Genomic DNA, 22,705 nt, shown 5'->3' on the forward strand with positions numbered 1-22,705 from the left:
ACATGAAGATCATTGGAATCACAGGAGGTATCGGGGCCGGTAAGTCGACGGTGTCTTCCTATATCAGAGACAGAGGCTACGAGGTGGTGGATGCGGATGCCATCTCTCGCAGCCTGACGGAAAAGGGGAGTCCGGTGCTCTCAGAACTGGCAGCGGCCTTTGGGGGAGAGATCCTCACCCCAGACGGCGCTTTGGATCGCAGGAAAACAGCGGCTATCGTGTTCGCGGATCCTGAGAAGAAAGCACGGCTGGAACGGATCATCACCGACCGGGTGCTGGAGATCGTGACGGAGAGAGCCGAGGCTTTTCGCACAAAGCCCTCCGGCACGGTCTTTTTGGACGTGCCACTTCTCTTTGAGACTGATGCATGGAAACTCTGCGACGAGATATGGTTCGTGACAGCCAGGCAGGAGACCAGGATCGACCGGGTCATGGCGCGGGAGCACTGCACGCGAGAGGACGTACTGGTACGGATCGCCAGCCAGATGCCAGAGGAAGAGAAACGCAGTCGTTCTGCTGTTGTGATCGACAACAGCAGGGGAATGGCGGAACTTCTGGCGCAGCTGGACGAACTGTTGGCACAATCAGAATAATTACTCGTATTTCTGAATGCCATCACTGGCGGTATGCTGAGTGTTATGAACGAGGTTGCGGATACTATGAGATCAAACTGACGAAACCAAAAAATTTCTCTAAATTTCCATTTTCTGTTTGACAAATCCGCCTTTTTTGTTTATAGTAGTAGTGCAGTCGTTTTTGGAAAACATACTGCACTCAGAAATGATATGCGGCTGTGGCGGAATTGGTAGACGCGCACGCTTGAGGGGCGTGTGGGCAACCGTGCTGGTTCGAGTCCAGTCAGCCGCACCATTTCTTTTTTTTCGGGGTTTCCCGGTGATAGGATACGCCGGCGTGATGGAATTGGCAGACGTGCGGGATTCAAAATCCCGTGGTGGCAACACCGTATGGGTTCGACCCCCATCGCCGGCACCATATTGAGAATAACCAATGGAGGACTAAGAGCATGGGAAGTGTTTTGATGGCAAGTAATGGAGCTATGGGATTGGTTCCGCAGATGTTGATCCTGGTCGCATTCATCATCCTGATGTATTTCATGCTGATCAGACCGCAGAAGAAGAAGGAGAAGTCTATCAATGAGATGAGAAACTCTCTGCGCGTCGGCGATGAGGTAGTGACCATCGGCGGGATCTGTGGAAAGATCGTGAAGACCAAGGACGATTCCCTGATCCTGCAGGTTGGCGCTGATAAGGTCAAGTTCGAGGTGATGCGGTGGTCCATCTCTTCCGTTACATCCAAGAGCAAGAAGAGCGGTGCAGATATCGACTCTTCGCTGGAGGAGGATGCTGAGGTAGAGGTGAAGAACCGCAAGTCCGGACCGAAGAGACTGCGGAAGGTCGAGACCGAGGAGAAGGCAGAGAAGAAAGACGATTCCAATCCGTTCGAGGAAGAGAAATAAGCGACAGCGAGACGACACACATGGTTTATGGGCCATGTGTGTTTTTCTTTGTAAATTCCTTGAAAAACAGGGGAAAAAGTAGTAGAATATTATGCAGTATGATATTTTATGGAAGGTGTAAGTTATTATGAAATCACAACTGACAAAAGTACTTAGCATTTTGATCATTCTGGTTATCGCTTTTGGTGCGTATGTGTCTGTGATGGGGCTCGGTCCCGTGGATAACCTGAAGGACAGCCTGAAATACGGACTGGATATCGATGGCGGTGTGTACGTCGTCATGGAAGCGCAGACCGGCAACCAGAAGGGTTCAACTCTTAAGGAAACCATGGAACAGACCAAGCAGGTCCTGGAGAAGCGTGTCAACGCCATGGGTGTCTCTGAGGCGACCGTAAGCATCGAGGGAGACAACCGTCTCCGCATCGAGATGCCAGGCGTCAAGGACGCCAAGGATGCCATCAACAGGATCGGTGAGACAGCCAAGCTTCGATTCACTCTTGCGGATGGGACGGAGTATCTGACAGGTGATGATATCAAGGATGCAGCCGCAGAGACCGATACGGAGAACGGCGGCTACAAGATCACCCTCAAGTTTACCACCGCCGGGCAGGACAAGTTCGCGGAGGCTACCAAGATCGCAGCGTCCGGTAAGGTCTCTCCTACTGTGCAGGATGAGAACGGTAGTCTGGTCGAGCCCACTGCTGTGGTCATCTGGCTGGACGACAAGGTGCTGACCGCGCCTACCTGTAAGCAACAGATCATCGGAAACTCCTGTGAGATCACCTCAGGAGCAGGAGGGTATTCCAAGGAGCAGGCGACAGAGGAAGCCGCGCTGATCAGAGGCGGCGCACTGCCTGTTTCTCTGGAGGAGGTAGAATCCTCCGTGCAGACCGCGTCCATCGGTGCCAATGCACTTGATAAGAGCATCGTAGCAGGTGGCGTCGGACTGCTGCTGGTATTTCTGCTCATGATCCTTATGTACAACCTGCTGGGTCTGTTTGCGGACATCGCTCTGCTTCTGTACACCATGCTGGTTCTCTGGATCATGGCAGGTATGGGCGCCGTGCTGACACTGCCGGGTATCGCAGGTATCATCCTTGGTATCGGTATGGCTGTTGATGCCAATGTCATCATATTCTCCCGAATCAAGGAAGAGATCGGGCTTGGAAGGTCTATCCGTGTGGCGGTGGACCAGGGCTCCAGAAACGCGTTGGTCACTGTATTAGATGCGCAGATCACTACGCTGATCGCCACGGTTGTCCTGTATGAGATGGGATCCACTACCGTCAAGGGATTTGCGGTTACCCTGATGATCTCCGTAATCATCAGTATCTTTACAGCTGTTGTCATCACGCAGATCTTTGTGCGTCTGTTAGCCGACAGCCCTCGGGCCAAGTTCGGATTCTTCGGATGCAAGGCAGACGGAACACCGAAGAAACTCATTAAGAAGGAACTTCACTTCATCGAGAAGAGGAAGCTCTTCTACACTATCAGTGGCGTGATCATCATCGTTGGTATCGCCATGTTCTGCGTGAAGGGATTTAACTACGGTATCGACTTCACCGGCGGAACCATGATCCAGATGGATCTGGGTAAGGAAGTGCCTATCTCTCAGGTAGAGAAGACCATCGAGAGTTTCGACCTGGATGCTGACATCGTCTACTCCGGTTCTGAACACAAACAGGTCATGATCAAGACTACCAAGGCGCTGAACGCAGATAAACGGGATGAGGTCCAGAAGGCCATCCAGAAGGCCTATGGTCTGGATGACAGCGCGGTCATGTCTTCCGAGGAGTTCGGGCCGACCATCGGAAACGAACTGAAGACAAACGCAGTGAAATCCATCCTGATCGCTGCCTTCTTCATGCTGATCTACATCATCCTCCGGTTCAAGACCTGGCGGTATGGTGTAGCAGCGGTAGGCGGTATCCTGCACGATGTGCTGATACTGATCTCCGTATACGCCATCTTTGGCATGACAGTGAATAACCCGTTCATTGCAGCGATCCTGACAGTCGTTGGATACTCGATCAACGATACCATCGTTGTGTTCGACCGTGTCAGAGAGAACAGCAGGCTTTACAGAGGGAAGCCAATCATGGAGCTTCTGAACAAGAGTATCAACCAGACCATCGATCGTTCGGTCATGACCTCCATGACCACACTGGTGGCAACGATTCCGCTGATGATCATGGTCTCCAGCCAGCTGGCTGCCTTCGTCGTTCCACTGATCGTCGGTGTGCTGGTAGGAACCTATTCCTCCATCTGCCTGTGCAGCCCGCTCTACTATGAGTTCAACAAGAAACTGGAGTTGTCCAGGTATGAGCAACAGGAGAAGGCTCGCAAGAGGATCGAGTCCAAGAAGGCTGCCAAGAAAGCCAGAAACACCCAGGAGGATGCAAGACTCCTGAAGGACGCAAAGGAAGGAAAAGCTGCGCTTGAGAACGGAAATGAGATTCCGTCAAAGGCTGAGGCTACTGAGGAACAGACACCAAAGAAAGAACCCAAGAAGAAGGGAACAGGTGGAAGCAAGAGTAAGAAAAAGAAAAAAGGCAAGAAGACCAGATAGAATTGACCATCGCAGGGAGTATTCCGAATGAAGACAAAATCTCAGTTTCTGAAAGAGATACAACAATATAAGGAGTACGATACCACACTGATCGGAAGGGCGTATGATAAGGCGAAATCTCTTCATGAGGGACAGTTGCGTAAGAGTGGCGAGCCTTATCTGATCCATCCGATAGCCGTTGCCGTCATCCTTGCCCAACTGGGGATGGATGAAGAAACGCTGGTGGGGGGGCTTTTGCATGATGTCGTAGAGGACACGGAATACACTCGGGAGATGCTCGTAGACGATTTTGGAGAGGAAGTAGCGCTCCTGGTGGATGGAGTCACCAAACTGGGGACCCTGAAATTTGACAGCAAGGAAGAGGCTCAGGCGGAGACCCTGCGCAAGATGTTCCTGGCTATGTCCAAGGACATCCGGGTCCTCATCATCAAACTGGCAGACAGGCTGCACAACATGCGGACCATCGAGTTTATGAGTCCGCCCAAGATCATCGAGAAGTCCAAGGAGACTCTGGATATTTACGCACCACTGGCCAGCCGACTGGGAATCTACACCGTCAAGTTTGAATTGGAGGATATCTCTCTCCAATATCTGGAACCTCAGGTCTACGAGAAACTCAAGAAAGAAGTCACCGAGAAGAAAGAACAGCGAGAGAGGTTCATTGAGGATGTCATAGAAGAGATTCGGGATGCGCTGGATAGCATGAGCATGCACTACGACATCTACGGCAGATCTAAACACCTCTACAGCGTCTACAAGAAGATGGTCCTGCAGAACAAGGAACTTGATGAGATCTTCGACCTGACCGCGATCCGCATCATCGTGGACAACGTTCGCGACTGCTATGCGGTATTGGGACAGGTCCATACCATGTGGAAGCCGATCCCGGGCAGGTTCAAGGATTATATCGCAATGCCCAAGCCAAACATGTACCAGTCGCTGCACACGACCGTGCTGGGAGATACCGGTGAACCCTTCGAGATCCAGATCCGGACCTACGAGATGCACCGGATCGCAGAATACGGTATCGCAGCCCACTGGAAATACAAGGAAGGCGATCAGAGTGGAATACAGAATAAGGAGGAAATGAAACTCGCCTGGCTCCGGCAGACGCTGGAGTGGCAGAAGGATCTCAACGATCCCAGGGAGTTCATGGAGACCCTGAAGATGGACCTTTTTTCCTCTCAGGTGTTTGTCCTGACGCCACGGGGGGAGGTCATCGACTTGCCGGCAGGATCCACTCCGCTGGACTTTGCCTTCAAGATCCACACGGATGTGGGATGTCGCTGTGTAGGGGCCAAGGTGAACGGGAAGATGGTCACCATCGACCATACGCTTCACAATGGTGACATTGTTGAGATCGTCACCTCCGCCAATTCTTCCGGACCCAGCGTGGACTGGCTGAAAATCGCCAAGAGTTCAACCGCCAGGAACAAGATTCGGCAGTGGCTCAAGCGCCAGAACAAGGGGGACGATGTCGCCAAAGGAAAGGAAGCGCTGGACAAGTACATCCGGAAGAAAGGCATGGATCCGCAGCAGGTAGCCAAGAGCAAGTTCCTGAATGCGGCCATCAAGGAACTCAAGTTCAATAACATGGACGAGATGTACACCCAGATCGCCCAGGGCGGAACTACGCTGAGCAGGTTTGCGAACCAGCTTATCGATTACTTCAACAACGAACAACAGGAAGAACAGAAAAAACAGCAGAGAAAGGAAGAAGAATTCCTGCACTCTGCTTCCAGAGACAAGAAATCCAGTTACCGTAATCAGGACAATCCCGGCGTCATCGTGAAGGGGGCTTCCAACCTGATGATTCGGATCTCCAGGTGCTGCAATCCGGTACCTGGCGATGACATCATCGGATTCATCACTAAGGGACGAGGCATTTCTGTGCATCGCGTGGACTGCTCCAACATCACTGCGCTTCCCGAGCAGGAGAAGAGCCGTCTGATTGAAGTAGAATGGGAGGATCTTTCCGCGGACAAGTCCTATGCGGCTGACATCGTCCTGCAGTGCAACGATCGTAAGGGCCTGTTCTCTGCGATCTCAAGAGCCTGTGATGATCAGGACGTGATGATCGAAGGTGTCAATACCACCCATGAAAAGAAGGGGGACATGCTCATCACCCTGACACTCATGTTGAACAGTACTCAGCAGCTGCAGAAGATCCTTCGCACGTTGCGGAACGTTGAGGGCGTGACACATGTCTTCCGCGCCAGATCATGACAGAGGAAACCAAGATGAAAATCTACAGATACGTAACCGGCCCGATCATGGTGAACACCTATCTGGCCTACGATGACAACAACATCGGCTTTGTGGTGGATCCGGGAGGACCCAGCCGCCAGTTGAATGACAAGATCAGAGACGAGCATATAGACGTGCAGTACATCCTGCTGACCCATGGCCACGGCGACCATATCGGAGGCATCGACGCACTGAAGGAAGTGGCGCCGCATGCGATCACCGTGGGCTTTGCGGCAGAGGCTCCTATGTTTACGGATCCCAACCTGAACTCCTCCAGAGAGCTCTTTGGCAGGGAGATTACGGTGAGCATCGATAAATACGTTGGGGACAACGAGCATCTCAAGGTTGGGGATATGGAACTTACTTTCCTCCATACTCCCGGCCATACCATCGGTGGGATGTGTATCCTGGCACATGGATACTGCTTCAGTGGCGATACACTGTTCCGGTGTTCAATCGGAAGAACGGACTTCTACGGGGGGAGTTTCCCGCAGATCATCGAGTCCATTCGTAAGCGGCTGTTTGTGCTACCGGACGATACCATCGTACTTTCCGGCCATACAGAGCAGACAACGATAGGCTTTGAGAAGGAGAACAATCCTTTTGTCAGATAAACTTAAGATCAAGATTCACGATTTCGAAAAGAAACAGATCCTGGTGGAACTCATCGACGAGTTCTATTCCAAGGAAGAATATATACTTCTGCCGGAGGATGGATTCCGCAAGGACCAGGCTATTCACATCAACCTGGCAGGGCATACCGACAAGGACGAGATCAAGCGAGAGATCTTCCGAACGCTTCGTGCACGGAAGGGATCTGCACCGGACTGGGGCATCCTGACTGGAGTGCGCCCCGTGAAACTGGCGGGAGAGATGATGGAGAGAGGCAACTCTCCGGAGGAGACGAAACGCGTTTTCATGGAGGACTACTACCTTTCCGAAGAGAAGGCCTCTCTGATTGTCGATGTCTATAATAGACAGAAACGAGTTTTCGGTAAACCGGCGGATAATTCCGTTGGTATCTATGTAGGCATTCCGTTTTGTCCGACCCGATGCGTCTACTGTTCCTTCGCATCCAACCAGGTGCCTCCTCAGGAGATTCAGCGATATCTTCCGGCGCTTCACCGGGAGATCGAGTACACCGGGCAGAGGATGCGGGAGAACGGACTGTTCCCTGAATCTATCTATATTGGTGGAGGAACACCCACAACTCTGGAGGCTACGCAGCTTGATTCATTGCTGAAGAAATTGAGGCAAGCCCTGGATGTGGACTCATGCAGAGAATTCACAGTGGAGGCCGGCCGGCCGGATACGATCACGGAGGACAAACTGGACGTACTTCGGCATCACGGTGTCTCACGGATCAGTATCAATCCTCAGTCCATGCACCAGAAGACACTGGATGCCATCGGAAGATCCCATACGCCAGAGGATATTGAGCGTGCCTTTCAAATGGCCGGACAGAAAGGATTCCAGGTAATCAACGCAGATGTGATCGCGGGACTTCCCGGCGAGAACCCGGAGGATTTTCGGGAAACGCTGGAGCGGGTACTGGCTATGGGGGCGAACAATGTGACGGTCCATACGCTTGCGGTGAAAAGAGCTTCGCGGCTGCGAAACATCGACCAGGAGTACCATTTCAAGGCAGCGTCCACAGTGTCGGAGATGCTGGCTGTCTCCAGAGACATGCTCCGCGCACAAAGCTTTGTGCCTTATTATCTCTACCGACAGAAGCACATGGCCGGGTACTATGAGAACGTGGGGTATTGTCTGGGAGAGACCGACAACCTCTACAATGTGCGGATCATGGATGAGCACCAGACCATCATTGCACTGGGGGCGGGAGGTATCACCAAACGTTACTATCCGCAGACCAACCGCCTGGAGCGGATTCCCAACGTGACCAATTATCAAGAATATATCGCTCGCATCGAGGAGATGTGTCAGCGTAAAGAAAATAAACTATGGAGGTAAAACAATGTTAACCAATGCGCCAAAGGGCACAAAAGACGTATTGCCAGAGCAGGTTTACAGATGGCACTATGTAGAGAAGAAATTCGCCGACATCTGCAGTCGTTATGGGTTCCGCGAGATCAGAACACCGATCTTTGAGCACACGGAACTGATCAACCGCGGCGTTGGAGACACCACAGACATCGTGCAGAAGGAGATGTACACCTTCAACGATCACGGCGGCAGAAGCCTTACCCTGAAGCCGGAAGGAACCGCGCCGGCAGTGAGGGCATTTACGGAGCACAAGCTCTACGCAGAGGTGCAGCCTACCAAGATCTACTACGTGACTCCCTGCTTCCGCTATGAGAAGCCGCAGTCCGGAAGATTGAGAGAGTTCCATCAGTTCGGCGTAGAAATCTTTGGGTCCGGAAACATGCTGGCAGACGCTGATGTCATCAGCATCGGTCACGATTTCCTGGAAGAGATGGGGATCAAAGATACTACACTGGAGATCAACAGTGTTGGATGTCCCACATGCCGTGCCAACTACAAGAAGGCGCTTCAGGATTTTCTGCGTCCTCACTACGATGAGCTCTGTGATACGTGCAAGGACAGATTTGAGCGCAACCCCATGCGTATTCTGGATTGCAAATCCGATGAGGACCAGGCGATCGTCAAGGATGCGCCTGAGATGCTGGATTACCTCTGTGATGATTGTCAGAAGGCCTTCGATGAGTTGAAGGAGAACCTGACTGCCATGGGCATCGATTTCGTGGTGAACCCGCGCATTGTCAGAGGACTTGATTATTACACCAAGACCGCTTTTGAGTTTGTTTCCAACAACATCGGCGCACAGGGAACCGTGTGTGGTGGAGGAAGATACGACAACCTTTGTGAGGAACTGGGTGGACCTCCGATTCCGGGCATTGGATTCGGACTGGGCATCGAGAGACTGCTGATGCTGATGGATGCTAACGGTGTGGAGATCCCGGAGCCGGAATCGGTGAACGCATTCATCGTCACCATGGGTGATGCTGCAAGAGCAGCCGGTCTTAAACTTCTTAGAGAACTCCACAAGGAAGGCATTAGCGCGCAGATGGACGATCTGTCGAGGAATGTCAAGGGCCAGTTTAAGTATGCTTCCAGACTAAAGGCGAAGAACACCATTGTCATCGGAGAAGACGAGTTGGCGCGTGGTGTTGTCCAGCTGAAGGATATGGACAAGCACGAGCAGAGAGAAGTGCCTCTGAAAGAGATCGTTGAGGCGCTAAAATAAACGGAAGAAGAGGGTAGTATGGCACAGTTATTAAAAAGGACGCACATGTGCGGCGTTCTGAGAGCAGAGAATGCTGGAGAGAAGGTCGTGCTGAACGGCTGGATCGCCAAACAGCGGGATAAGGGAGGCATCATATTTGCCGACCTGAGAGATAAGACAGGGATCGTGCAGCTCACGTTCGACGAGGGGGTTCCGGAGGATGTGTTCAGTTTGGCACAGACCCTGCGAGGGGAATACGTGATCGGTGCGGCTGGCACGGTAAGGGAACGTTCGGCCAAGAACCCGGATCTGCCGACCGGAGACATTGAGATCCTGGTGGAGAAGCTGGTGATCTACTCCAAAGCGGAGACCCCGCCGATCTACATCAAGGACGATGATAATGTGGACGACAACCTTCGTCTTAAATACCGTTATCTCGACCTTCGGAAACTGAAGATGCAGAGGAACCTGAGTTTCCGTCACAGGATCGCCAAAGTGACCCGTGACTATTTTGACCAGAATGGCTTTACCGAGGTGGAGACGCCGATGCTGGTCAGATCCACCCCGGAAGGGGCCAGAGACTATCTGGTGCCCAGCCGGGTGAACCGCGGGCAGTTCTATGCGCTGCCCCAGTCGCCTCAGCTGTTCAAGCAGCTTCTGATGGTAGGTGGGACAGACCGGTATATCCAGATCGTCAAGTGCTTCCGTGATGAAGACCTGAGGGCAGACAGACAGCCTGAGTTCACCCAGATCGACATGGAGATGTCTTTCGTGGATGTGGATGACGTTCTGGCCATTCAGGAAGGTTATCTTGCCACACTCTTCCGCGAGGTGATGGGTGTGGAGATCCAGCTGCCTCTTCCAAGGCTGACCTGGGACGAGGCCATGGAACGCTATGGTTCCGACAAACCGGATACGAGATTCGGATTTGAATTGAAGTGTCTGAACCAGATTCCCTGCGTGAAGGACACAGAGTTCATGGTGTTCCGCAATGCCCTGGATAACGGCGGGGATGTCAGAGGCATCTGCATCGACGGCGGCAGCAAGGCGTTCAGCCGCAAGGACATAGACAAATTGACGGAGCAGACCAAGGCGTATGGAGCCAAGGGAGTGATCTGGATCCGTAAGGAAGAGGATGGATACAAGTCCTCCGTCAACAAGTTCTTTGCCCCGGAGCAGCTGGCAGAGATCACAGAGGTGTTTGATGCCCAGGCGGGGGATCTGATCCTGATCGTGGCCGATAAGCCAAAGGTCGTGTTCGACAGCCTCGGTTTCCTGCGCAGACATATCGCAGGGCTGTTGGGACTGCTGGACAACAAACAGTTCAACTTGCTGTGGGTGGTCGATTTCCCGATGTTTGAGATGGACGACGAGGATGGCACCATGAAAGCCATGCACCATCCATTCACCCATCCAAAGGAGGAGGATATCCCCATGCTGGATACCGATCCGCTGTCCGTCAAGGCAGACGCCTACGACATCGTACTCAACGGAGTAGAACTGGGCGGTGGGAGCATCCGTATCCATGATAGCGAGCTTCAGGCCAAGATGTTCGATATCCTTGGCATCTCCAAGGAAGAGAGTCAGAAGAAATTCGGGTTCCTGCTGGAAGCGTTCCGCTATGGAACTCCGCCGCACGGTGGTATCGCCTACGGCCTGGACCGCATGGTCATGCTCCTGGCCGGCGAGTCCAGCATCCGAGAAGTCATGGCCTTCCCGAAGAACCAAAACGCCCAGTGCATGGTAAGCGATGCGCCGAATGCAGTCGATACAGCACAGCTGGCGGAACTTGGCATCGGGCTTTGTGATGAATAACATCGGTGTATTGGGAGGCACCTTCGACCCATTCCATCTGGGGCATCTTTCCATTGCGGAAGCAGCGCTGAATGAACTCGGGTTCGACCGGATCCTGTTGATGCCTGCCAAAGTCAGTCCTTTCAAGGTAGGACGAAAAATGGCGGCAGAGGCGGATAGGATCAACATGGTGCGCTGCGTGGCGGCACACTACGATAAGTTGGATGTGACGACCATCGAGACAGATGCCAGGAGGGTTTCCTATACCTACAAGACCATGAAGGCTCTGGGAAAACAGTATCCGGGAGCACGCCTATGGTTTATAATGGGAGCCGACTCCCTGCTCAGTCTGGAGGACTGGTACAAGGGAAAGGACCTGCTCAGGGAATACGATTTTGTGCTGGCGCCGCGGCCTGGGTATGATCTGCTTGAGGTGGACGAGAAGATTCGCTACTTCATGGACACCTACCGGACGGAGATCCGCGTGCTCCACAACAAGCTGGTGGATGTTTCTTCCACGGAGATCAAAAAAATGATTCATGAAGGAAAAGACATCCGGCACCTGGTTCCCGAGGAGGTGGGGGATTACATCTATGAACACGGCATCTATCATTGAGTATCTTGATGCGCATATGTCCGAGAAACGGCGTAAACATACAGAAGGGGTGCGGGATACAGCGATGGAATTGGCCCGCAGATATGGTGCAGACGAGGCGAAAGCCGAGATCGCTGCGCTCTGCCATGACATATACCGCGGTGTGCCGGTAGAGGAGCTGGATCGCATGGTCACAGAACTCGGCCTGGACAAAGCCCGGTATCTGGGGAACGCCAATCTCTCTCACGGGAAACTGGCGGAACAGATGCTCCCAGAATTGTTCGGGATCGAAGACAGGGATATCCTGAACGCTGTCAGCTACCATACCACGGGACGAGCCGGTATGTCAGTCCTTGAGAAGGTCGTTTTTCTGGCAGATGCCATAGAACCCAACAGGGATTATCCCGGTGTAGAGGAGCTTCGCCGGGTCACGGAAGATAGTCTGGACCTCGGGTGCTACCGATCGCTGACAGGGACGATTCGTCATCTGGAGGAACAGGGGATGGGGCCTGCGGACATCGATCCGGACACCCTGAAAGCGGCAGACTATTTCAGAGGAATATTGGAGAAGAAAGATCATGGAAAATAAAGAAATGGCATTGCTGGCTGCCACAACGCTCAGCAAGAAGAAAGGCATTGACATCAAACTCATCGATGTCGCCGAGAAATCATCCTTTGCGGATTACCTGATCATCGCCAGCGGCGGTTCCGACCGACAGGTGGGAGCATTGTCCGATGCGGTAGAGGACGCATTTGAAGAGAACGGGATCACGCCCAAGAGCATCGCAGGAAAGCATAATTCCGGATGGATCCTGATGGATTACGGTGATGTGATCGTGAACATATTCAATCCAGAACTCCGGGAGCGTTATAACCTGGAGAATATCTGGGGAGACTGTACATTTATTGAATTTGAGGAGTAAGGATCGATGGACGAAAGATACGAATTTAAGAAAATCGAAGCGAAATGGCAGAAATACTGGGAGGAGAATGATAGTTTCCGGACAGTTGAAAATCCAGATAAGGAGAAATACTATGTTCTGGAAATGTTTCCATATCCCTCAGGAAAACTGCACATGGGACATGTGCGTAACTACTCCATCGGCGATGTAGTGGCAAGATTCAAGACCATGCAGGGATATAACGTCCTTCATCCCATGGGGTTTGACTCCTTCGGACTTCCGGCAGAAAATGCCGCAATCAAGCACGGTGTTGAACCGTCCACATGGACCTGGGACAACATCCATGAGATGGAAGCCCAGTTGAAGCAGCTTGGCCTCTCTTATGACTGGAACCGAGAAGTGCAGACCTGTAACCCGGAGTACTACAAGTGGATGCAGTGGATCTTCATCCAGTTCTTCAAGAAGGGACTGGCTTACAAGAAAGAAAACCCAGTCAACTGGTGCCCGAGCTGCCAGACTGTGCTGGCCAATGAGCAGGTTGTGGATGGTTGCTGCGAGCGCTGCCACACCCCTGTAGGAAAGAAGAACCTCTCCCAGTGGTATTTCAAGATCACCGATTATGCAGACAGACTGTTGGCAAACCTGGATCAGCTGGAGGGCTGGCCGAGCAAGGTGAAGACCATGCAGGAGAACTGGATCGGCAAGTCCCACGGTGCCAACATCCGTTTCCAGATCGCAGAGACCGATTTGGAACTGGAAGTCTACACCACCAGAGCAGATACCCTGTTCGGGTGTACCTATATGGTCATGGCACCGGAGCATCCATATGTGCTGCAGTTGGTAGAGGGAACGGAATATGAGCAGCCTGTAAAGGAATACATTGATCGCTGTCAGCACATGAACGAGATCGAGCGTACTTCCACCACGAACGAGAAGACCGGTGTCTATATCGGAAAGAACGCTGTCAACCCCGTCAACGGGAAGGAAGTTCCCATTTTCATTTCCGATTACGTTCTCATGGGATATGGAACAGGAGCTATCATGGCTGTTCCTGCTCATGACCAGCGAGACTTTGATTTTGCAAAGAAATTCGATCTGGAGATCATCCCGGTCGTCGATACCGAGGATCCCTCTATCGATGTGAACGATCTGAAGGAGGCCTTTGCGGCAGAAGGGACCATGATCAACTCCGGTAAGTTTACCGGTATGAACAACCGGGAAGCGATTCCGGCGATGATCGAGTGGCTGGCATCGGAAGGAATTGGCGAGAAGAAAGTCAACTACAAACTTCGTGACTGGCTGATCTCCCGTCAGAGATACTGGGGGACACCGATCCCGATGATCTATTGCCAGGAGTGTGGATGGGTGCCTGAGAAAGAAGAGAACCTGCCGGTATTGTTGCCCACTGATGTGGAGTTTACCGGAAAGGGAGAGTCTCCGTTGACCACCTCGGCTACCTTTGCAGATTGTACATGCCCGCGCTGCGGCAAGAAAGCCAAGCGGGAGATGGATACCATGGACACCTTCCTGGATTCTTCCTGGTACTTCCTGCGCTACTGTGATCCAAAGAACGAGAAGGAAGCCTTTGCCAGGGAGAAGACTGATTATTGGATGAACGTGGATCAGTACATCGGTGGTGTAGAACATGCGATCCTGCACCTGATGTATGCCCGTTTCTTCCAGATGGCTCTGCATGATCTCGGCCTGGTTCGGGATGAAGAGCCCTTTGCCAACCTGTTGACACAGGGAATGGTCAACAAGGATGGTCACAAGATGAGTAAATCTCTGGGTAACGTGGTAAGCCCGGAGGAGATTATAGACAAGTATGGAGCAGATACAGCGCGTCTGTTCATCCTGTTCGCTGCACCGCCGGAAAAGGAACTCGACTGGAGCGATGCCGGCGTAGAAGGAAGCTACCGTTTCCTCGGTCGCGTATGGAGGCTTGTTTATGACTTTGTTGCTGCAAACGGAGCGATTGGCGAAGAGAAGTTCCAGATCCGCGGTGACGAAGACAAAAAGTTAAATTACAAGTTGAATGAGACGATCAAGAGAGTTACGAGCGATATCAGTGGACGTTTTAACTTCAATACCGCCATCAGTGCCATTATGGAACTGGTCAATGAAATGTATCGGTATAATAAACAGAAGGAGATCAATGTACCTCTGATGCGGCATGCCATCACAGAACTGGTGACGATGCTGGCACCCTTCACCCCCCATATCTGCGAGGAGATGTGGAAGGCACTGGGACACGAGGAGTCCCTGGTCAAGGTCGCCTGGCCGGTCTGTGACGAAAGCGCACTGGTCAAGGATGAGATCACCATCATCGTGCAGATCAATGGGAAACTGAAGGAAAGACTCAGCGTACCCAGCGGTTTGTCAAAGGATGAGCTGGAGGCAGCAGTGACCGGAAGTGAGGAGGTCGGCGAGCTGCTTGCAGGTAAGAATGTCGTAAAGACCATCGTGGTTCCCGGAAAGCTTGTAAACTTTGTCGTCAAGTAAGGGGATTTATGAATGAGAGATAACAATCATGGTTCCGGAAAGGCGCCCAGAAGGAGAGCGCCTTCTTCCGGTGTTCTGAGGGGGAGAAACAAACCCGCAGGGCAAAAGAAAACAACACACAGAGGCGGTGAGACAGGGTCCGGCCTGATCCTGAATGATACCATCGCGCTGGGGAAGGAACTGGGGCTGAAGGAGCGTAAACGCACCTCATCTAAGAAGCCACCGTTCCTCATGGGCATGTCCAAGCAGACTGAGGGGCATGCGCAGGAGAGGAGGACCCATGCACCAGCGCCACAGAAGAAAAAGGCGCCTCAGAAAAAGTCTTCCTCCAAGAAAAAGGCCGATAACCTGAAGATCTTCCCCATCGGGGGACTGAACGAAATCGGAAAGAACATGACTGCGCTTGAATACAGGAATCAGATCCTGATCATCGACTGCGGCATGTCTTTCCCTGAAGACGAGATGTACGGGATCGATGTAGTGATTCCGGACTATACTTATATCGTAGAGAACGCCAAGAAAGTCATGGGTGTCATCATTACCCATGGACATGAGGACCACATCGGCGGCGTGCCCTATCTGCTGAAGAAGATCAAAGCACCGATCTATGGCACAAAGCTGCCACTGGGGCTGATCAAGCACAAACTGGAGGAGCACGGACTGAAGGGAGATCTGCGGCCGATCAGCGCCGGAGAATCCTTCAAGGTGGGCTACTTTAATGTCGAGGCCATCCGAACCACACATTCTATCGCGGATGCGATCTGCCTCTGTATCGAGACACCGGCAGCCAGAGTCTTCCACACGGGAGATTTCAAGATCGACTATACTCCAGTGGATGGAGAACCTATTGATTTCAGCAAGCTGGCAGAGATCGGAGGGCGTGGCGTAGATCTTCTGATGGCGGACAGCACCAATGTGCTCCGTCCCGGGTTCACACCTTCAGAGAAAGTGGTAGGAGAGACTCTGGACAAGATCTTTGAAAATGCCAGGAAGCGTATCATCATCGCGACTTTCTCTTCAAACGTACACAGGGTCCAAAAGATCATAGAACTGGCGATCAAGCACGGCAGGAGGTTTACAGTGTCGGGCAGATCCATGGAAAATGTGGTCAACCTGGCCATCGAGCTAGGGTACCTGCATTTCCCAAAGAATGCCTATGTGGAGCTCAACAAGGCGAACAGTGTTCCGGACAAGGAACTGGTCATCATTACCACAGGAAGCCAGGGAGAACCGATGTCCGCACTCTCCAGAATCGCTTCCGGAGAGCACCGAAACGTAAAACTCAAGAAGGGGGACATGGTTATCCTTTCTTCCACGCCGGTACCCGGTAACGAAAAGAGCGTGACCAATGTTGTAAACCGTCTGTATGAAAAGGACGTGGAGGTGATCTACAACGACATTGCGGATATCCACGTATCCGGCCACGCCTGTCAGGAAGAACTGAAACTGATCCATTCTCTGATCAAACCAAGGTTCTTTATGCCGGTGCACGGTGAACACAGACACCTGATCCGCCACGCACAGCTCGCTATGGAACTGGGCATGAAGAAAGATAACATCTTCGTTTTGGAGAACGGCGATCAGTTGACCCTTGACCGAAAGAAAGCCATCCAGTTCAGCCATGTCATCAGCGCTGAAGATATCATGGTAGATGGACTGGGCGTTGGTGACATCGGAAGTGTGGTTCTGAAGGACCGGAAACAATTGTCCGAGTCCGGCCTTATCATCATCGCCGCTTCCGTGGACAGAAGAGCCGGGTTGCTCCTATCCGGACCGGAAATCGTCAGCCGCGGTTTTGTGTACATGAAGGAGCATGAGGCGCTGGTGGAGCGCATACGGGATAGAGCGCAGAATTCCATCGAGCACCACCTGAACAGCGGAAGCCGGGATTTCAATTCTCTGAAGAGCAATGTCCGGGACGATATGCGCAGGTTTATCTTCAGTGAGACCAAGCGAAGCCCGGTGATCCTTCCTATATTTTTGGAAGCATAGAAAGGAGATTCTATGAACGTATATGAGCAGGCTCATGGTCTCGCCGCAGCCATTAAGGCATCGGAGGAGTTCCGTCAGTTCGATGAACTCCGGAAGAGGGTAGAGGCCAATCCTGATCTGAATGGGATGATCAAGGATTACGAACGCAAACAGATGGAGTTTCAGGCAAAACAAATGACAGGGGAGATGTCGGCAGAGAATATGCAGCAGCAGATGTCCGATCTATATGCAGTGGTCATGAAGGACCCTCTGGCCGCCCAGTATCTGCAGGCGCAGATGCGTTTCTCCGTCATGATGGCAGATGTCTATAAGATCCTCGGAGATGCAATGGGTATTGGCAATCCATTCTGATTGTGGTACAATAGATATGTTTAGAGGATATAACGTATTACAGAATTGAAAGAGAGACAGAGATATGATCACAGCAGGAGATTTCAGAAAAGGTATCACCTTTGAGATGAATGGGGATCCACATGTCGTTATCGATTTCCAGCATGTCAAGCCGGGTAAGGGCGCTGCTTTTGTCAGAACCAAACATAAGAACATTCTGACCGGAGCCATCAAGGAAGAGGCCTTCAACCCCAGTGACAAGTTCCCGAAGGCGCACATCGACACCAAGCAGATGCAGTATCTGTATAACGACGGTGAGTTGTACTACTTCATGGATCAGGAAACCTTCGAACAGGTGCCCATCAGTCATGAGGACGTGGAAGAGGCTATGAAATACCTTAGAGAGAACGATGTGGCTACCATCAAGTTCTACAACGGTTCCCCGTTCCAGGTGGAAGCGCCGAACTTCGTTGATCTGGAAGTCATTGACTGTGAGCCGGGCGTGAAGGGCGATACCGCCACCAACGTCACCAAGGCAGCCACTGTGGAGACCGGTGCCGTGATCCAGGTGCCTATCTTCATCGAGACAGGAGAGCGCATCCAGATCGATACCAGATCCGGTGAGTACCTTGGAAGATCCAAGTAATATACCATCTTTTTTACAAGATGGCCCCGAACCTTGTCAATTAAAGTTTGGAAACTCAACACAGGGGCATTTTCTATGCCCCTGTTTGTAGTATTGGAGAAACTATATGAGTAAACAGAATAGAATGATGGAAAATGACAATACCGGCTTCTTTGCCAGCATCGGTCTGAAAACGCGGATCGTGATGCTGGTTCTTGCCGTGATGCTTGTCATGTCCTTTGGTCTGATCATCTACGCCAAGAGCCTCGGTGGCGCCTGCATGGATCCGGATGCTACCAAGAAAGTGACCGTGGAAGTGGAACCTGGATCTACCACAGATTCTATCGGCGATCTGCTGGAAGAGAAGGGGATCGTGAATGATGCTACCGTGTTCAAGTTCTTCACCGTCTACAAGAAATACGACGGGTTATATCAGGCAGGTGTATACGCATTATCTCCTTCCATGACCAACGATGAGATCGCTACGATCCTGAAGGAAGGGAAGACCAATACGACATCCTTCACCATCCCAGAGGGTTTCACAGAATATGAAACTGCCGAGCGTCTGGCCAAGAACAAGATCGCAGAGGAACAGGAATTCATCAACACCCTGGAGAATGGCAAGTTTCGAAAGGAGTACAGTTTCCTGAAAGGGGCCCAGAAGAACAAGCATTATCTGGAGGGGTTTCTGTTTCCAGATACCTACACAGTGACGGTGGGCGCTGACAACGAAACGATCATCCGTGCCATGCTGGACCGTTTCCAGGAGGTGATCGGAGATGACCAGAAGACACGAGCCGAGAAGATGGGTTACTCGTTGAATGATATCATCATCGTGGCCTCCATCATCGAGAAGGAAGCAGCTGTGGATAAGGACAGAGAAAAAGTCGCCAGCGTGATCTACAACCGGCTGAAGATCGATATGCCCCTTCAGATGGATTCCACCGTGCAGTATGTACGAAGCTTTGACAAGGAGCGCAAGAAGGACCTGACCTACGAGGATATCGAGGTGGATTCTGAATACAACACTTATAAGAATCCGGGACTTCCTCCGGGACCCATTTGCAGTCCCGGAAAGGCTTCCATCGAGGCGGCACTGAATCCTGCGAACACGAAGTATCTTTACTTCATCCTCAGTGACAAACTGGACGATTCCATGGCATTTTCCAAGGACTATGACCAGTTCCTGAAGGATAAGGATGCTTACTACGCTGCCAGAGATGCCGCGGAGAAGGATTGATGGATATCGTAGATAAGGAGATACGGGATTTTTTTCTGAGCAGTTACCAGCCACCGCATCCCATGCTCCTGTCTTTGCGGCAGCAGGGGGAACGCGCTCTGGTGCCCATCATTATGAGAGATACGGAGTCGGTACTTGGGATGCTCCTTCGGATGAAAAGACCTTCCAGGATTCTGGAAGTAGGGACAGCCATCGGCTATTCAGCCATGTTTTTCGCCCTATCTTGTCCGGAGGCAGAGGTGTACACCATCGAGCAGGATCCACAGGTGTTCCGGAGCGCCAGAGCTAATATCCAAGCGGCAGGACTGGATCACAGGATCCACAGCCTTTTGGGAGATGGTGCGGAGGAGATCGACAAGCTGCGTGACAAAGGGATCAACGGGTTCGATCTCGTGTTTCTGGACGCAGGAAAAAGCCATTACCGGCGTTTTCTGGACAGTGCATTGGCCGTGATCGCCTCGGAAGCTCTGATAGTGGCAGATAACATCCTGATTCACGGCATGACAGTGGCAGAAGCGGCGGATCCCAGACGAAAACATCTGACCAACGTACGGAAGATGCGGGAGTACCTGGACTACGTACTCACAGAAGAGAACATGATGACTACACTGCTCCCGGTGGGGGACGGTCTTGCGATAACGGAAATAAGAACACATGAACAAAATCGAACTGCTGGCTCCGGCCGGCGACCTTGAAAAACTGAAAATTGCAATCCTCTATGGCGCGGATGCAGTATATTTTGGAGGTGAAGCCTTCAGCCTCCGCGCTGGGGCAGGCAATCTGACCATTGAGGAGATGCGGGAGGGGATCGACTTCGCTCACGAGAAGGGACGTCGTTGCTATCTCACCCTGAACATCTACGCCCACAACGAGGATATCGCTCCGCTGAAGGCATATCTGGAGGAGATCCGTTCCCTGAAGATCGATGCTTTTCTGGTATCTGATCCCGGAGTTATGTCCCTTCTGAAGGAGATCATTCCGGAGGCGGAGATCCATTTGTCCACACAGGCGAACATGACCAACTACGTGACTGCCAGGTTCTGGTACGATCTGGGGGTCAGACGACTTGTGCTGGCCAGGGAACTCTCACTGGAAGAGATCCGGAAGATCCGAACGGAGATACCGGAGGAGATGGAGTTGGAAAGCTTTGTGCACGGTGCCATGTGCATCTCTTACTCAGGGCGGTGTCTTCTGTCCAATTACATGACAGGCCGGGACGCTAACCGCGGAGCCTGTGCACATCCATGTCGTTACCGCTACGCGCTTATGGAAGAGCAGCGGCCCGGAGAGTACTTTCCTGTAGAGGAGGACGAACGAGGCACTTACATCATGAATTCCAAGGATCTGTGCATGATTCGGCATATTCCGGATCTGGTACAGGCGGGGATCGGCAGCGCCAAGATCGAAGGCAGGATGAAGAGCATCTACTATGTTGCTACCATCGTCCATGCCTACCGGCAGGCCATCGATGCCTTTTATGCGGATCCGGAAGGCTATGTGTTCCGGGAGGAATGGATGCAGGAACTGGAGAAGGCAAGTCATCGGGCATTCACTACGGGATTCTACTACGGCAAAGCCGTTGGAGATTCCCAGAACTATGAAACCAGCAAGTACATCAAGGACTATTCATTTGTAGGGCTCGTGACGGGGTACGACCCTGCTACCGGTCTTGCGGAGGTGGAGCAGCGGAATAAGATGGTCCTGGGAGAGAAGATCGAGCTGTTCGGTCCGAATATGGACGGGTTCTCGCAGGTATTAACAGAAATGTACGATGCGGAGACTGGCGCGCCTTTGGAGGCAGCGCCGCATCCCCAGCAGAAACTGAAGATCAGAGTGGAGCAGAAAGTCAGTCCTTTCTGTATGCTCCGCAAGAAGACCGAAAAGGAGTTGAGGAAATAATGTCAGCTGACCCTGGCAATCTGCCTATATCGTGGCAGATCACCATTATCGTCATCACCATCATACTCAGCGGTATTGTCGCCCTGAGTAATACGGCCATGGAAAGCGTGGGAAGAACAAAGGTCCGACAGATGGCCGAGGAAGACCGGGAGGACAAACGCGCCGAGAATCTACGCATCCTCGTGGAGAAGCCTTCGCGCTATCGGTATTGCAACCGGCTTCTTAACTATCTGTTGGTGTTCACCGGATTGCTGTGTATATTTGATATGCCTTTGCCGGTGAGTCCGTGGATCGTGGTGCTGTTATATGTTTTTGTGCTTATCTCTATGGCAGAGATGTTTCCGCGGAAACTGGCCAGGCAACATGCGCTTCCTATTGCCAGACGGTTTGCCGGGATACAGCTGTTCCTCGGCACATTGCTAAGCCCCTTTACGGGCTCTATGATGTTCGTTGCCAATATCTTCCTTAAACTGTTTGGACAGGAGACTAACGTCAGTGAGGAGGAGTATTCCGAGGACGAGATCATGTCCATACTTGAGGTAGGGCAGCAGAACGGCGCCCTCATGGAAGAAGGAAAGAGAATGATTGGCAGTATCTTCGAGTTTGACGATGAGCTGGCTTACGAGATCATGACGCCTCGTACCGATGTGTTCATGATCGATATCGAGGATTCGCCAGAGGAATACATTGACCAGTTGATGGAAATGCGCTACACCAGAATGCCTGTGTGTGAGGGAGACAGCGACAACATCATCGGTACCCTTCATATCAAGGATTACCTGATCAAGGCCTGGCAGGATGGGTTTGACAAGGTGGATATACGTTCCATACTTCGGAAACCATACTTTGTACCGGAGACCAAGAAGATCAACACGCTCTTCATCGAATTGCAGCAGGAGAAGCAGCATATCGCCATCCTGATCGACGAATACGGTGGATTCAGTGGGATCGTCACTATGGAAGACATTGTCGAAGAGATCGTGGGAGATATCGACGACGAGTATGATGAAGAGAATGAGGTGATCGAGCGTCTGTCTACCGGAGACTATCTGGTTGACGGTAACGTAGATCTTGACGACCTCAACGAAGAACTTGGAACGGATCTGGAATCAGACACCAGTGAGACCATTGGTGGGTTCATTATAGATATTCTGGGCGAAATCCCAGGAGATGGGTATGTCAGACAGACCATCGAATACGGAAAATACAGTTTTACGATCCTGTCCGTGAAGGAAAGACGTATTGAGAAGATCAAGATGCACATAGAGCCGGAGGAGGATGAACAGTCCGGTAACGGTGAAGAACGAGGGAGAGAAAGTCACTGA

At 51.9% G+C, this 22,705-nt stretch carries 19 protein-coding genes and 2 tRNA genes; all 21 read left to right on the forward strand.

Annotated elements, in window-relative coordinates; genetic code table 11:
- The first annotated feature begins 2 nt into the window (after positions 1-2).
- The 21 genes from coaE to P156_RS0102160 all read left to right on the forward strand — a co-directional run bounded on the left by coaE (position 3) and on the right by P156_RS0102160 (position 22,705).
- The gene (coaE, locus tag P156_RS0102060) at positions 3-593 is read left to right on the forward strand and encodes a dephospho-CoA kinase (protein ID WP_027868726.1); all 591 of its coding nucleotides are present in this window, start codon (positions 3-5) and stop codon (positions 591-593) included.
- 194 nt (positions 594-787) lie between these two features.
- Positions 788-870: transfer RNA gene (locus P156_RS0102065), tRNA-Leu, on the forward strand.
- A 36-nt stretch (positions 871-906) separates the two neighbouring features.
- Positions 907-993 (forward strand) — tRNA-Leu (locus P156_RS0102070).
- A gap of 46 nt (positions 994-1,039) precedes the next feature.
- Positions 1,040-1,477: a preprotein translocase subunit YajC gene (yajC, locus tag P156_RS13055; protein WP_242838682.1), complete on the forward strand. Its 438-nt coding sequence runs from the start codon at positions 1,040-1,042 to the stop codon at positions 1,475-1,477.
- A gap of 160 nt (positions 1,478-1,637) precedes the next feature.
- The gene (gene secD / locus P156_RS11200; RefSeq protein ID WP_242838683.1) at positions 1,638-4,046 is read left to right on the forward strand and encodes a protein translocase subunit SecD; all 2,409 of its coding nucleotides are present in this window, start codon (positions 1,638-1,640) and stop codon (positions 4,044-4,046) included.
- Positions 4,047-4,073: 27 nt separating this feature from the next.
- Positions 4,074-6,272 carry a bifunctional (p)ppGpp synthetase/guanosine-3',5'-bis(diphosphate) 3'-pyrophosphohydrolase gene (locus tag P156_RS0102085; RefSeq protein WP_027868727.1) on the forward strand — a complete coding sequence of 733 codons (2,199 nt, stop codon included), beginning with the start codon at positions 4,074-4,076 and terminating at the stop codon, positions 6,270-6,272.
- A gap of 14 nt (positions 6,273-6,286) precedes the next feature.
- Positions 6,287-6,907 carry an MBL fold metallo-hydrolase gene (locus P156_RS0102090; RefSeq protein WP_027868728.1) on the forward strand — a complete coding sequence of 207 codons (621 nt, stop codon included), beginning with the start codon at positions 6,287-6,289 and terminating at the stop codon, positions 6,905-6,907.
- A complete protein-coding gene (gene hemZ, locus P156_RS0102095; RefSeq protein ID WP_034802088.1) occupies positions 6,897-8,267 on the forward strand; it encodes a coproporphyrinogen dehydrogenase HemZ in 1,371 nt (456 codons plus the stop codon). Before P156_RS0102090 ends, hemZ begins: the two co-directional genes overlap by 11 nt.
- Before the next feature lie 4 nt (positions 8,268-8,271).
- Positions 8,272-9,522 carry a histidine--tRNA ligase gene (gene hisS, locus P156_RS0102100; RefSeq protein ID WP_027868730.1) on the forward strand — a complete coding sequence of 417 codons (1,251 nt, stop codon included), beginning with the start codon at positions 8,272-8,274 and terminating at the stop codon, positions 9,520-9,522.
- Positions 9,523-9,540: 18 nt separating this feature from the next.
- Positions 9,541-11,316, forward strand: a complete 1,776-nt coding sequence (gene aspS / locus P156_RS0102105) for an aspartate--tRNA ligase (protein WP_027868731.1) — start codon at positions 9,541-9,543, stop codon at positions 11,314-11,316.
- Complete coding sequence (gene nadD, locus P156_RS0102110) at positions 11,309-11,911, forward strand: nicotinate (nicotinamide) nucleotide adenylyltransferase (RefSeq protein WP_027868732.1); 603 nt, start codon at positions 11,309-11,311, stop codon at positions 11,909-11,911. Before aspS ends, nadD begins: the two co-directional genes overlap by 8 nt.
- Complete coding sequence (gene yqeK / locus P156_RS0102115) at positions 11,889-12,479, forward strand: bis(5'-nucleosyl)-tetraphosphatase (symmetrical) YqeK (protein WP_034802091.1); 591 nt, start codon at positions 11,889-11,891, stop codon at positions 12,477-12,479. The genes nadD and yqeK overlap by 23 nt, the downstream gene beginning before the upstream one ends.
- Complete coding sequence (rsfS, locus tag P156_RS0102120; protein ID WP_027868734.1) at positions 12,469-12,813, forward strand: ribosome silencing factor; 345 nt, start codon at positions 12,469-12,471, stop codon at positions 12,811-12,813. Before yqeK ends, rsfS begins: the two co-directional genes overlap by 11 nt.
- Positions 12,814-12,819: 6 nt before the next feature.
- Positions 12,820-15,294 (forward strand): leucine--tRNA ligase, encoded by a 2,475-nt coding sequence (gene leuS / locus P156_RS0102125; protein ID WP_027868735.1) that lies wholly within the window; start codon positions 12,820-12,822, stop codon positions 15,292-15,294.
- 12 nt (positions 15,295-15,306) lie between these two features.
- Positions 15,307-17,286 (forward strand): ribonuclease J, encoded by a 1,980-nt coding sequence (locus P156_RS0102130; RefSeq protein WP_242838684.1) that lies wholly within the window; start codon positions 15,307-15,309, stop codon positions 17,284-17,286.
- Positions 17,287-17,298: 12 nt separating this feature from the next.
- Positions 17,299-17,637, forward strand: coding sequence for a YlbF family regulator (locus P156_RS0102135; protein ID WP_027868737.1), 339 nt, complete (start codon positions 17,299-17,301; stop codon positions 17,635-17,637).
- Between the two features lie 64 nt (positions 17,638-17,701).
- On the forward strand, positions 17,702-18,262 hold the full coding sequence (gene efp / locus P156_RS0102140; protein WP_027868738.1) for an elongation factor P: 561 nt from the start codon (positions 17,702-17,704) through the stop codon (positions 18,260-18,262).
- Between the two features lie 106 nt (positions 18,263-18,368).
- Complete coding sequence (gene mltG, locus P156_RS11205; RefSeq protein WP_051600529.1) at positions 18,369-19,481, forward strand: endolytic transglycosylase MltG; 1,113 nt, start codon at positions 18,369-18,371, stop codon at positions 19,479-19,481.
- Positions 19,481-20,176 (forward strand): O-methyltransferase, encoded by a 696-nt coding sequence (locus P156_RS11210; protein ID WP_051600531.1) that lies wholly within the window; start codon positions 19,481-19,483, stop codon positions 20,174-20,176. Before mltG ends, P156_RS11210 begins: the two co-directional genes overlap by 1 nt.
- The gene (locus P156_RS0102155; protein WP_027868739.1) at positions 20,136-21,380 is read left to right on the forward strand and encodes a U32 family peptidase; all 1,245 of its coding nucleotides are present in this window, start codon (positions 20,136-20,138) and stop codon (positions 21,378-21,380) included. Before P156_RS11210 ends, P156_RS0102155 begins: the two co-directional genes overlap by 41 nt.
- Positions 21,380-22,705: a hemolysin family protein gene (locus P156_RS0102160; protein ID WP_027868740.1), complete on the forward strand. Its 1,326-nt coding sequence runs from the start codon at positions 21,380-21,382 to the stop codon at positions 22,703-22,705. Before P156_RS0102155 ends, P156_RS0102160 begins: the two co-directional genes overlap by 1 nt.

The sequence above is a fragment of the Eubacterium sp. AB3007 genome (assembly GCF_000688015.1).
Lineage (GTDB): Bacteria > Bacillota > Clostridia > Peptostreptococcales > Anaerovoracaceae > Aminicella.